Annotated in this window: 13 protein-coding genes and 1 pseudogene; 7 read left to right on the forward strand and 7 right to left on the reverse strand. The window is 65.7% G+C overall.

The genetic code is table 11. The features are described 5' to 3' along the window. Positions 1-263: 263 nt before the first annotated feature. From ACCD05_RS30860 to ACCD05_RS30880, 5 genes are all read right to left on the reverse strand, one after another. Positions 264-749, reverse strand: coding sequence for a RidA family protein (locus tag ACCD05_RS30860; RefSeq protein ID WP_047508761.1), 486 nt, complete (start codon positions 747-749; stop codon positions 264-266). 140 nt (positions 750-889) lie between these two features. Further along, complete coding sequence (locus tag ACCD05_RS30865) at positions 890-1723, reverse strand: glutamine amidotransferase (RefSeq protein WP_413397421.1); 834 nt, start codon at positions 1721-1723, stop codon at positions 890-892. Beyond that, entirely contained in the window at positions 1713-2198 is a 486-nt protein-coding gene (locus ACCD05_RS30870; protein WP_413397423.1) for a TerB family tellurite resistance protein, read from the reverse strand. Before ACCD05_RS30870 ends, ACCD05_RS30865 begins: the two co-directional genes overlap by 11 nt. Before the next feature lie 15 nt (positions 2199-2213). Further along, complete coding sequence (locus tag ACCD05_RS30875) at positions 2214-3842, reverse strand: heme biosynthesis protein HemY (protein WP_413397425.1); 1629 nt, start codon at positions 3840-3842, stop codon at positions 2214-2216. A gap of 4 nt (positions 3843-3846) precedes the next feature. After that, the gene (locus tag ACCD05_RS30880) at positions 3847-5163 is read right to left on the reverse strand and encodes a hypothetical protein (protein WP_413397427.1); all 1317 of its coding nucleotides are present in this window, start codon (positions 5161-5163) and stop codon (positions 3847-3849) included. Positions 5164-5403: 240 nt separating this feature from the next. Here ACCD05_RS30880 and ACCD05_RS30885 point away from each other — a divergent pair, with 240 nt between their 5' ends. Further along, positions 5404-6066, forward strand: a complete 663-nt coding sequence (locus tag ACCD05_RS30885; RefSeq protein WP_413397429.1) for a helix-turn-helix domain-containing protein — start codon at positions 5404-5406, stop codon at positions 6064-6066. Beyond that, positions 6059-6475: a hypothetical protein gene (locus tag ACCD05_RS30890; protein WP_413397431.1), complete on the forward strand. Its 417-nt coding sequence runs from the start codon at positions 6059-6061 to the stop codon at positions 6473-6475. Before ACCD05_RS30885 ends, ACCD05_RS30890 begins: the two co-directional genes overlap by 8 nt. Positions 6476-6487: 12 nt before the next feature. Here the strand turns inward: ACCD05_RS30890 and ACCD05_RS30895 are convergent, their stop codons facing one another. Both ACCD05_RS30895 and hemC read right to left on the reverse strand, forming a co-directional pair. Next, positions 6488-7210 (reverse strand): uroporphyrinogen-III synthase, encoded by a 723-nt coding sequence (locus ACCD05_RS30895; RefSeq protein ID WP_413397433.1) that lies wholly within the window; start codon positions 7208-7210, stop codon positions 6488-6490. A 6-nt stretch (positions 7211-7216) separates the two neighbouring features. Next, the gene (gene hemC / locus ACCD05_RS30900) at positions 7217-8146 is read right to left on the reverse strand and encodes a hydroxymethylbilane synthase (protein ID WP_209234397.1); all 930 of its coding nucleotides are present in this window, start codon (positions 8144-8146) and stop codon (positions 7217-7219) included. Positions 8147-8219: 73 nt separating this feature from the next. Here hemC and tsaD point away from each other — a divergent pair, with 73 nt between their 5' ends. The 5 genes and pseudogenes from tsaD to ACCD05_RS30925 all read left to right on the forward strand — a co-directional run. Beyond that, entirely contained in the window at positions 8220-9314 is a 1095-nt protein-coding gene (gene tsaD / locus ACCD05_RS30905) for a tRNA (adenosine(37)-N6)-threonylcarbamoyltransferase complex transferase subunit TsaD (protein WP_413397436.1), read from the forward strand. Further along, entirely contained in the window at positions 9311-10303 is a 993-nt protein-coding gene (locus ACCD05_RS30910) for an NAD(P)H-dependent glycerol-3-phosphate dehydrogenase (RefSeq protein ID WP_413397438.1), read from the forward strand. Before tsaD ends, ACCD05_RS30910 begins: the two co-directional genes overlap by 4 nt. A gap of 10 nt (positions 10304-10313) precedes the next feature. Further along, positions 10314-10607, forward strand: coding sequence for a YciI-like protein (locus ACCD05_RS30915; RefSeq protein WP_047508745.1), 294 nt, complete (start codon positions 10314-10316; stop codon positions 10605-10607). A 5-nt stretch (positions 10608-10612) separates the two neighbouring features. After that, positions 10613-11044, forward strand: a complete 432-nt coding sequence (locus tag ACCD05_RS30920) for an EVE domain-containing protein (RefSeq protein ID WP_413397441.1) — start codon at positions 10613-10615, stop codon at positions 11042-11044. A 4-nt stretch (positions 11045-11048) separates the two neighbouring features. Then, a pseudogene (locus tag ACCD05_RS30925) lies at positions 11049-11227 on the forward strand (methyltransferase); the annotation flags it as partial.

Raw genomic sequence — 11227 nt, forward strand, 5'->3', positions numbered from 1 at the left:
GCTGTGGGGGGCCGGGGCGTTGTGGCCTGGGACCCAAGGCGTTGCGCTGTCAGATACCCCCGGGGGCGTTTTGCCGTGTGATACCCCCCACTGCCCTGCCGGGCATCTCCCCCACAAGGGGGGAGATCGACTCGTTGCAACGGCATCACCAAACGTTGAGGTAGGGCGAGCGGCCGCGCCCAGCCAATCTCCCCACCTGTGGGGGAGATGCCCGGCAGGGCAGAGGGGGGTAACCCACGGCACAATGCCCGCCCGCTCATCCCTCACCCCGAAATCATCACCTCCGCCTCGATCTCGACAGGAAAATTCAACGGCAGGCCGGCGACGCCGATGGCGGAGCGGGCGTGGCGGCCGACGTCCTGGCCGAAGACGTCGTTGATCAGTTCGGTGAAGCCGTTGATGACGGCGGGCGGGTTGGAGAAGTGGGGGGCGCAGTTGACCATGCCCAGCACGCGGCACCAGCCGGTGATGCGGTCGAGGCTGCCGAGTTCGCGCTTCAAACTACCCAGCATGGCGAGCCCCACCTTGCGGGCCGAGGCGTGGGCCTCCTCGATCGTGACAGTATCGCCGACGACGCCGAAGGGGCCTGATGGGGAGCCGTCGGGGTTCTGCGGGCCGTGGCCGGAGATGAAGGCCCTGTTGCCACGAACGTTGACCCAGGGAAAGGGCAGCGTCATGTGCGAGGGCAGTTTCAGCGGCTGGGGCAGGACGAGGCCCAGCGAGACAAGCTTCTGTTCGTAGTTCGACATGCTGTTCCCCTGACATGGCTGCGGTCATGGCGGCGCCTGGCGCGACCAATCGGCCGGATCGTGGATCGGAACCTGTTTCTGCTACTAAAATGCCGTCGAAGTGACGTCGCCGATCATAGCACGACGCGCGGCTCTCCGCATCAGGCCGTCAGCGTGGCCTTGGCCGAGGGAGCTGATTTAGGCTTCTTGCCCTCGAAGACGAGATCGAGGAATTCGTTAAGCCAGGCCTTCAGCGGCGCGTCGAACAGCATGCGGCCTTCGAGATGCTCGCGGCCCTGCTGGGCGTTGGGGAGGATGAAGCGGTGGGCGCCGTGGACGACCCAGCGGTGCATCATCGCGCGGGTCAGTTCGGCGTGAAACTGCAGCGCCCAGGCGTGGCCGTTGTAGCGGAAGGCCTGGTTCGGGTAGACGTCGCCTTCGGCGAGCAGATCGGCGCCGCGCGGCAGATCGAAGCCTTCGCGGTGGAAGTGGTAGACCATGCGCGGCCAGTGCATCAGCTGTCGGCCCTTTTCGGTCGCGCGCAGCGGATACCAGCCGATCTCGGTGGTCTCGTCGGCATTGGCCGCGACCTTGCCGCCGAGATGGCGCACCAGCATCTGCGCGCCGAGACAGATGCCGAGCAGCGGCTTCTTCTCCTTCAGCGGCACATTGAGCCAGCTGATTTCGGCCTTGACGAAGTCGTCGGGATCGTTGGCGCTCATCGGGCCGCCGAAGACGACGGCGCCGGCATGGTCGGCAAGCGTTGTCGGCAGCTTTTGGCCGAGCACCGGGCGGCGGATGTCGAGCGGATAGCCCTTCGCGGCGAGCAGCTGGCCGACGCGGCCGGGGCTGGAGCTTTCCTGATGGAGCACGATCAGGACGGGGCGTTTGCCTTCGATGCTTGAGCCCGGGTCGTTGGGGTCTGTGGCGCCGGGGCCGGCAATGCCGGTGCCCGCGCCACCTATGCCCGCCGCGCCTGTACTGTCAGTCGGCATCGTCTTCAACCACATCGATGCCGGTGACGCGCTTGGCTGCTTCCTGGCGCTTCTGGATGCGCTCGCGGGCCGAGACGCCGAGAAGCTCGGCGATGCGCCAGATGGCGTCGTCCTCCATCTCGCTGCGCTCGCCATCGGCATAGACGATGTCCCAGAGGATGCCGATCAGCTCCAGGCGCTGTTCGGTGTCGAGATGGCGCTTCAGGTCTGAGGTGAAGCGGTAATAATCGACGGCGTCGCTTTCGGCTTCCTGGCCGGCGGCGATCAGCGCGTCGAGCTGCTTGCCGTCGAGACCGTACTGGTCCTTCAGGAGCGTGCGCAGACGCTTCTTCTCGCTGTCCTTGATCTGGCCGTCGGCCTCCATGACCTGCATGCAGAGTGCGGCCACCGCGATGCGGGGATCATCGGGGGCGAAGCTGCTCTTTGGGGTGTCTGCGGTCAGGTTCTGAAAAAATGCCTGGAAGCGTTCGAACATACGGGTCCTGTTTGGCTAGAAGAGGCGAAGCCGTGTCTTGGGTTCTGGCTCGGCCGATGGATTGCGCACGCCCGGATCATCCGGCAAGCCGCCGAAGAAGGGGCGCGGTTCGGGGGCGTCGGCAGGTTTGCTCGCGGTTGCCGGCTCCTTCGGGGCTGGTTTCGGCTTGGCGGGCGCGGGTGCTGCCGGCGTCTCGGCCACCGGGCGGGCGGCCTTGGCGATGGTGGCGGCGCGCTCGAGCTCGATGATGCGGTGATCGCCGGCGGCACTTTCTGATCTCACGTCGCGCACCGGCGGCAGGCTCTTCAGCGCGCTGTCGATGGAGATGACGGAGCCTTCCTCGACCGGGCCTTCGACCTGGCCGAACGGCGCCTTCCAGACGAAGGCGTCGAGCTTGCCTGTGACGGGCGAGAGCGGCAGCCATTTGTCGGAGACATAGCCGTCAGCCACCCATGCCGGATCGCGCGGCGCCTTCAGCGCCTGGGCAAGCCAGTGGCGGATGCGGCCTTGGTCGCCGGTCTCGGCTTCCTCGATATCGGCGAGCAGCAGGAAGGCTGCCTCGCGCGGCTCTATGCGGGCGGCGGCCTCGGCCTTGGCGCGGGCCTTGGCGAAATCCCTGATATCGAGCGCTGCCTGGGCGACGATCAACAGCGATTCGATGTTGTTGGGGCGGAGCGCCTCCAGCTTTTCGGCACGCTTCAGCCGGTCTGCGAGCGAATCGCCGCTGCGGGCGCGCACATAGGTGGCGCCGATCTCTGGATGCGGGTTGGTCTTCCACGCCTGTTCGAGAATGGAGGCTGCCTTGCGCAGCTTGTCTTCGCGAAACAGCGCCTTGGCGGCGATGATCGCGGCCGGCTCGAAATCGGCCGAGAGTTTCAACGCGTGGGTGGCGTCGTCGCGGGCGCCTGAAGGATCGTTTTCCAGCTTCTCGTCGGCGCGTGCCGTCAGCAGCACGGCGCGCAGGCGGTCGGCCTCGGCCTTTTCGATGACGCGGGCGGCCTTCTGCTGCTCGAGCAGGCGGATCGCATCGTCCCAGCGGCCGGACTGGCTGCGGTATTCGAGCGTCGCCTGGGCGGCCCAGGGAAGATAGGGCGCGTTGTCGGCGGCCTTTTCGGCATATTGGCGGGCGGCCTCGTTGGCGCCGAGGCGCTTTGCCTCGAGATAAAGACCGCGCAGACCGAGTTCGCGAGTCTCGGGATCCTCGACCATCGCCTCGAACTTGGCGCGGGCCTCGTCATGCCGGCCCTCGATGAGGGCTGCCTGGGCTTCGAGCAACGCGATCAGCGGCTCCTGGTCGGCGCGGATCAGGCCGCGCGAGCGGGCGGCCATCTTGCGGGCCATCAGCGCATTGCCGGCGCCGGCGGCGATCAGACCGGTCGAAAGCGCCTGGTAGCCACGGTCGCGCTTGCGGGCACGGAAATAGCGGGTGACGGAGTGCGGTGAGGTCCAGATGACGCGCACCAGCCACCAAGCGACCATGACGACCGCGATCAGCGCGATGATGGCGGTGGCGGCGACGATCAGCCGGGTCTGATAAAGCTGGCCCTCCCAGATCAGCGAGAGATCGCCGGGGCGATCGGCAAGCCAGGAGAAGCCATAGCCGAGAGCGAGCACGAGAAGCGCAAAGACGACGAGCCTGATCATATCCTCAGCCCTCCTTACCGGTGCCTGAGACAGCCTTCGACAGCGCGCTGCCGACCAGCTCCTCGACGCGGATGCGGGCGTCCAGCGATTGCTTGAAGGCGGCGGACGCCTGCTTGGCATCCGCCGGCAGCGTGGTCCACTCGTTGGCCGCACCCGGCAGGTCGCCGTTCTTCACCTTGTCTTCCATGCGCGCGGCAATCGCCTCGACGCTTTCACCCTCAATATTGCCGACCGGGCGAACGCTGACCAGCGACTTGGCGCCAGCCATCAGCCGATCGGACCAGCTCTCGTTCGGGTCGGCCTTGTTGACGCTGCCGACGATCGCGGTCGCGACATCGGGCGCCTGGCGGATCAGCTCGGCGCGCGAGGGCACGCCTGTTTCGGCGAAATTCTTGAGGTCGGCGACGACGGGATCATCGGGCGAGACGCCGGCATAGGTGTCGAGCTCGGCGACGAAAGGACCGCCACGATCGATCGCCGCCTTCAGGCCTGCCGCGGCGATCGCCTTGGCAACGGCGACGTCCTGGCGCGGCTCGTTGAGCTTCTGTTCGGCGGCGGTGAGGCGCTGTTCGAGCTCGGCGCCATTGCTGGCACGCTGCTCGGTCGCCTGGCTGACGGCGCCGCGCAGCTGGTCGAGCTCCGCATTGAGATCGGTTATCTTCTGGTTCAGCGCATCGACGGCGGCACTATCCGTGCCAGAGCCGGCTGTATTAGGTGCCTTGGCGGCGGTCTCAAGTGCCGCGATGCGGCTTTCGAGCGCATCATTGGCCGGCGCTGCCTGCGGTGCGGCGGCGAGGTTGGCGACGGACTGCTTGAGGCCGTCGATTTCGCCGGAGAGGCTGGTGATCTCGGGTGAAGCCGTCTCAGGCGCCGAGGAGCCGGGCAGGAAGCCCGCATACTGAATGGCGCCGGCGCCGATCAAGGCGATCAGCCCGCCGACAATGCCGGCGGCGATCAGGCCGGAGGTGCCGCCGGGTTGGCGCTGCGGCTCGCTCTTGGGGGGCTCCACGGGTTCGGGCGCATGATTATAGGGCGGCAGTTCGGGATCGGGCGCCTTGTCGTAGGCGAAGGGCTCCGCCGTCTCTTCGGCAGGAGCGTCGGCCTTGGCCTTCGAGGCGTCGCTCTCGTCGATACCCTCATCGGGAACGATCGATTCGCTGGTCTCCGGCGGTGCTTCGGCTACCTCGTCGGCTGTCTTGCCGATATTGTGTTGCGCGTCCTTGCTGGCACTCTCTTCCGAGGCAATCTCCTGCGCATCCAAGTCGATCGTGACCGGCTCGTCGGTGCTCTTCGAATGGCGGGGCGGATTTCCTGGTGCCATGAGACCCTCATAATTCTTACAGTGGTTCGAAAGTAGTCAGTGAGGCCGGTGAAGGAAAGAGGCCAGATGAAATTTGCGAAATTAGGTCGCGACCTTGGCTGAAATTGGATTGGTTTGTGGTGGCAAACGGGTGGCGTTGCCAAGACAATACAGAAGGTTTAACAATGAACCAATCGGTTTAATATTAGACTGATTGGTTTGTTGTCAAACCAATCAGTAGGTCGCTGAGGATTGTGTGCGATGGCACGAACCATTTCGCAGAGTGCAATCAGGAACCCTGTCGACCTCATCTTCGGGGTGGATTCGAATGTGCGTGTCCTGCGGGTGCTGGCGCGCCATGGCGGGCTGTTGTCCGCCGCCGATATCAGCCAGCGCGCGGCCTTGTCGAAGAGCAGCACGCGCCTTGGGCTGCTCTCGCTGGAGGAGATCGGAGTCATCTTCGCCGAGGGGGTGGGATACAGCCGGCTGTATCGGCTGAATGCCGAGCATTATCTCGCAGACCAGATACGAAGTCTCTTCGCCGCCGAGGATCGGCGGTTCGCGGATGTCGTCGAGGCCGTGAAGGATAGCGCCGGCAACGAGGCGCCGCTGGTCAAAAGCTTATGGATCTATGGCAGCGTTGCGCGCGGCGAGGATCGGCTTGGAAGTGACCTGGACGTCGCTGTCGTGGCCGATGCTGGCGACCTCGCGGTGGTGGTCGAGACCATCAGGGATAGTCTGGCCGTGCATTCCGGGCGGCTCGGCTTTGTCGCTAGCGTCGTCGGTCTCGATATGTCCGATGTTGAGCGGTTGGCGCGAGATCGTGATCCCTGGTGGGGCAATGCGGTTGCGGATGCGATCGTGCTGTCGGGCAGGCGACCGGAGGAGCTTGCCGCCTTGGCTGGGGCCGATGCGGATGGTTAGATCGAGGCCAGGCAAGAAGACGGATGCGGCCTATGTCTCGGCGCGGCTTGCCGTTGCGCGAGCCTACCTGAAGGACGCCCGGAACAGCAATGCGTGGGCGGACCTGGGCGATCTCGGAAACCCATCCATCGCGACATCAATCAATTGCGCCATTGCCTATGCCGACGCCATCACCGCGAAGTATCGCGGCGAGATCAATCAGGGCGACCATGGCGCGGTGATCAAGCTGCTTCGCGCGGCACTCGGCAATGCGCTGCCGAAGCATCAGGAGACAAACCTTCGGGCGCTTCTGGAGCAGAAGGACGAGGTGCAATATGGGGCACGCGCGAAGTCGCGGGACGATGCCGCGCGGGCGCTGGTTCGGCTTGAGGAGTTTGTTGCCTGGGCGGAAACTCAGCTGCTGAAATGACAGCTCTGTCGCTCACAGAAGCGACAACAGGGCTGCCTCATCCGGGCTGTCGGGGGTGGCGGATTGGCCTTGGAGGGTCGGGGGAATCGCGTCGGCGATGGCTTGGCTGAGGCAGAGGAGGCGGACGCCTATGAGGGCGTCGAGGTTGGCGGAGATTTCCTTCAGCGCGAAGAAATCCTCGGCGGTGCGGCGGGAATAGAAGAGGATCGCGTCCGGTTCGTGGGCCGAGAAGAGCTCGCGGAGCAGCCGGTCGGGGATGTCGAGGCGGCGCATGCGGTAGCATTCGACGGTGATGACGGTCAGGCCAAGGTCTGCGGCGCGGGTCTCGAAGGTTTCGGCGCGGGGGAAGCCGGCTAGGTAGAGGAGGTTGGGCTTGTCTGATCGCGCGGTGTCGCGTTGCGCGATGCGTTCGGCAAGGTCGGCGCCGTCGCCGGTGGAGGCTGTGACGTCTCTGAAGCCCGCTGCTCTTGCTTCGTCTGCGGTGGCGTCGCCGACGGCGTAGAGGGGGCGGGAGAGATATGGGGCGAGGTCATCGGGGCGTTCGGTGAGGACGCGGATCGCCTCGGCACTGGTGACGGATATCGGGCCGTCGGAATTGGCGAGCGCCGCGAAGGCGGCGTCCGGGTCGTGGGCGGGCGCCGATAGCGGCAGCATGATCGGCTCGTGTCCCATCTCCGCCAGCCGTTTTGCGGTGCGCTCGCCCGGATGCGGTGGACGGGTGACGAGCACGCGCATGCGCCGTCAGCTCCAGCTGTCGAAGAACGAGGTGCCGGCGCGGGCGCGGATATCCTGGCCGGCCCGGGTGCCGAGCGCTACCGCGTCGCGGCGGTGGCCGTCGATGGTGATCGCATGCTGGCTGCGGCCATCGGGAGTGATGATCAGGCCGTGCAGGCGGATCTGGTCGCCCTCGCAGACCGCATAGCCGCCGATCGGCGTGCGGCAGGAACCATCGAGTGCGCCCAAAAAGGCGCGCTCGCAGGAAACCGTGTCATAGGTCCTGATATCGTTGATCGGGGCGAGCAGCGCGTCGGTCACCGTGTCGCCGATGCGGCTTTCGATGCAGATCGCGCCCTGGGCAGGTGCCGGGGGGAAGGTGTCGGGGTCGAGGATGTCGGTGATGACCTCGACCTTGCCGAGCCGCTTCAAGCCGGCGAGCGCCAAGAGCGTCGCGTCGACCTGGCCTTCGTTCAGCTTGCGCAGGCGGGTGTCGACGAGGCCGCGGAAGGTGATGACGTTGATATCCGGGCGCATGCGGCGGATCAGCGCCTGGCGGCGCAGCGACGAGGAGCCGACGGTGGCGCCGTGCGGCAGGTCGATCAGCTTCGCGGCGGTGCGGCCTACGACAGCATCGCGAATGTCTTCGCGCGGCAGGTAGGCGGAGAGACAGAGCCCCTCGGGCAGCGTCGTCGGCATGTCCTTGGAGGAATGCACGGCGATGTCGAGGTCGCCGCTTGAGAGCTTCTCTTCCAGCTCCTCGGTGAACAGGCCCTTGCCGCCGATCTCGGATAGCGAGCGATCGGTGATGCGGTCGCCCTTGGTCGAGAGCACCACGATCTCGAACATCTCCTCGGGGAGGTTATGGGCGGCCATCAGCCTGTCTCGAGCTTCGTTTGCCTGGGCGATCGCCAGCGGGCCGCCTCTGGTGCCGATCCGGAAAGGTTTTGTTTGCATCCGCATTGATCCGTTGTTACCGGAGTTTCTCGTAAACAGGTTTCAGACCCATCGCAATCAACGATCAGGCACCATGGCTCCCTTTCTGCGTATCCTCGGTATCGAAACAAGCTGCGACGAAACCGCCGCCGCCGTTGTCGAGCGGGATGCGAAGGGCGTGCCGACCGTGCGCTCCGACGTGGTGCTGAGCCAGCTCGAAGAGCATAGCGCCTATGGCGGCGTGGTGCCAGAAATCGCCGCGCGCGCCCATGTCGAGGCACTCGATACGCTGATCGACGAGGCTTTGAAACGCGCCAATGTGTCGCTGTCCGATATCGACGCGATTGCCGCGACCTCGGGTCCGGGGCTGATCGGCGGGCTGCTTGTCGGGCTGATGACCGGCAAGGCGATCGCCAAGGCATCTGGCAAGCCGCTCTATGCGGTCAACCATCTCGAGGGCCATGCGCTGACGGCGCGGCTGACGGACGGACTTTCCTTTCCCTATCTGATGCTGCTGGTTTCCGGCGGGCATACGCAGCTGATCCTGGTGCGCGGGGTCGGCGAATATGAGCGCTGGGGCACGACGATCGACGACGCGCTGGGCGAGGCCTTCGACAAGACGGCGAAGTTGCTCAGCCTGCCTTATCCGGGCGGGCCGGCCGTGGAGCGGGTGGCGAAGTCGGGCAATCCTCAGCGGTTCAAGTTTCCGCGGCCGCTGGTCGGCGAGGCGAAGCTCAACTTCTCCTTCTCCGGGCTGAAGACGGCGGTCCGGCAGGCGGCGACCGAGATCGCGCCGCTGACGGACCAGGATGTGGCCGATATCTGCGCCTCGTTCCAGGATGCCGTGTCGCGGACGCTGAAGGACCGGATCGGGCGCGGGCTGGAACGCTTCAAGACGCTCTATCCCGATGTCGAGCAGCCGGCGCTGGTGGTGGCGGGCGGCGTTGCCGCCAATCTCGTCGTGCGCGGCACGCTGCAGGCGTTGTGCGACAAGAACCGTTTCCGCTTCGTGGCGCCGCCACTGCATCTGTGCACCGACAACGCCGTCATGATCGCCTGGGCCGGACTGGAGCGGATGGCGACGGGCGTTCAGCCAGATGATCTCGACGTGCAGCCGCGTTCGCGCTGGCCGCTCGATTCGAGCGCCGAGACATTGCTGGGCTTCGGCAAGCGGGGAGCAAAGGCATGAGCGGAGAAAGCGAAACGATCGCCGTCATCGGCGCCGGCGCGTTTGGAACGGCACTGGCCGCCGTGATCGCGCTGACGGGGCGGCACAAGGTGACGCTCATCGGCCGCGATCCCGGTCTGATGGCCGATCTTGCGGCCGAGCATCTGCACGACGCGGCTCTTCCCGGCATTCCGTTGCCGGAGACGCTGCAGTTTTCCGCCGAACCGGATGCGATCGGTGATGCCGACATCGTGCTCTTCGCCATGCCTTCGCAGGCGCAGGCCGATGCAGCGCGACAGTATGAACCTTACCTGGCTAAGGATGCCGTCGTGGTCACCTGCGCCAAGGGGATCGAGAAGACCACGGGCAATCTGTTGACCGACATGCTGGCCAAGGCTCTGCCGGGGCATGCTATCGCCGTGCTGTCCGGGCCGGGCTTCGCGGCCGATATCGCCAAGGGCCTGCCGACCGCGATGGTGGTCGCCGCCGAGAACGGCGAGATCGCCGAGCGGCTGGCGCAGGCGATCTCCGGGCGGACTTTCCGGCTCTATCCGTCGTCAGACAGGATCGGCGTGCAGCTGGGCGGCGCCTTGAAGAACGTGCTGGCGATTGCCTGCGGTATCGTCGAGGGCGCCGGCATCGGCGATTCGGCCCGGGCGGCGCTGATTGCGCGCGGGCTTGCCGAGATGTCGCGCTTCGTCGTTGCCAAGGGCGGGCAGGCCGATACGGTGCCGGGTCTGTCCGGTCTCGGCGACCTCGTCTTGACCGCCACCAGCCATCAATCGCGCAACCTGCGTTTCGGCATCGCGCTCGGGCGCGGCGAGACGCGCGACCCCGCGCATGGCGAGCTCGTCGAGGGGGCGTTTGCCGCCGCCGTCGTGTCGCGGCTCGCCAAGTCGCTTGATATCGACATGCCCGTCACCGACGCGGTGTCCGCAATCATCGAGGGCAAGCTCGGCATCGCCGCTGCCATCGACCAGCTGATGACGCGTCCGATCACGACCGAATAGGAGACCTCACATGTTTTTCGCCTTTGTCTGCAAGGATAAGCCCGGCCACCTCAATGTCCGCATGGAGACGCGGCCGACGCATCTGGAGCATCTCAACGCGCTCAACGAAGCCGGCACGCTGAAAATGGCCGGTCCGTTTCTCGATGCCGAGGGCAAGCCCTGCGGCAGTCTCGTGATCGTTGAGGCCGAGACCATCGAGGCGGCTACCGAAATCGCGAATGCCGATCCCTATGCGAAGGCTGGCCTGTTCGAGAGCGTCGAGGTGAAGCCCTTCAACTGGGTCTTCAACAAGCCGGAGGCGTAATTCAAGTGGCGCACTGGCTTTACAAATCCGAACCGTCCGCATGGTCCTGGGAGCAGCAGAAGGCTGCCGGCGAAAAGGGCACGGAGTGGACCGGCGTTCGCAACTATCTGGCGCGCAACAACATGCGTGCCATGCAGATCGGCGACAAGGGCTTCTTCTACCACTCCAATGACGGGCTGGAGATCGTCGGCATCGTCGAGGTCTGCGCGCTGTCGCATCCCGATTCGACCGCCAAGGGTGATCCCAAGTGGGACTGCGTCGACATCCGCGCTGTCCGAGACATGCCGAAGCCGGTGACGCTGAAGGATGTGAAGGCGAGCGAGAAGCTGTCGAGGATGTCGCTAGTGACGTCGATGCGGCTTTCCGTGCAGCCGGTGACCGACGAGGAATGGGCCGAGGTCTGCCGCATGGGCGGGCTCGACAACCCGCCGCGCTGATATCGTGAAGACCGACCCCGCGCTCTTCATCCGCGACAATACCAGCCCGATGACGCCGCCGCATGTGCCGGAGATCCGGCTCAACCTGGCGAGCGAAGCGCATGAGCTGTGGCTGAAGACGGAAGAAGAGCTTGCCGAGATCGGCCTGCCGCCGCCTTTCTGGGCTTTCGCCTGGGCGGGCGG

The organism is Rhizobium sp. Rhizsp42 (assembly GCF_047304155.1).
GTDB lineage: Bacteria > Pseudomonadota > Alphaproteobacteria > Rhizobiales > Rhizobiaceae > Rhizobium.

Excerpts from the sequence above, each read along its gene's own strand:
- hemC (WP_209234397.1), bottom strand. The coding sequence starts at position 8,146 with ATGCAAACAAAACCTTTCCGGATCGGCACCAGAGGCGGCCCGCTGGCG.
- ACCD05_RS30885 (WP_413397429.1), top strand. The coding sequence starts at position 5,404 with ATGGCACGAACCATTTCGCAGAGTGCAATCAGGAACCCTGTCGACCTC.
- ACCD05_RS30860 (WP_047508761.1), bottom strand. The coding sequence starts at position 749 with ATGTCGAACTACGAACAGAAGCTTGTCTCGCTGGGCCTCGTCCTGCCC.
- ACCD05_RS30865 (WP_413397421.1), bottom strand. The coding sequence starts at position 1,723 with ATGCCGACTGACAGTACAGGCGCGGCGGGCATAGGTGGCGCGGGCACC.
- ACCD05_RS30915 (WP_047508745.1), top strand. The coding sequence starts at position 10,314 with ATGTTTTTCGCCTTTGTCTGCAAGGATAAGCCCGGCCACCTCAATGTC.
- tsaD (WP_413397436.1), top strand. The coding sequence starts at position 8,220 with ATGGCTCCCTTTCTGCGTATCCTCGGTATCGAAACAAGCTGCGACGAA.
- ACCD05_RS30890 (WP_413397431.1), top strand. The coding sequence starts at position 6,059 with ATGGTTAGATCGAGGCCAGGCAAGAAGACGGATGCGGCCTATGTCTCG.
- ACCD05_RS30870 (WP_413397423.1), bottom strand. The coding sequence starts at position 2,198 with ATGTTCGAACGCTTCCAGGCATTTTTTCAGAACCTGACCGCAGACACC.
- ACCD05_RS30895 (WP_413397433.1), bottom strand. The coding sequence starts at position 7,210 with ATGCGCGTGCTCGTCACCCGTCCACCGCATCCGGGCGAGCGCACCGCA.
- ACCD05_RS30875 (WP_413397425.1), bottom strand. The coding sequence starts at position 3,842 with ATGATCAGGCTCGTCGTCTTTGCGCTTCTCGTGCTCGCTCTCGGCTAT.
- ACCD05_RS30880 (WP_413397427.1), bottom strand. The coding sequence starts at position 5,163 with ATGGCACCAGGAAATCCGCCCCGCCATTCGAAGAGCACCGACGAGCCG.
- ACCD05_RS30910 (WP_413397438.1), top strand. The coding sequence starts at position 9,311 with ATGAGCGGAGAAAGCGAAACGATCGCCGTCATCGGCGCCGGCGCGTTT.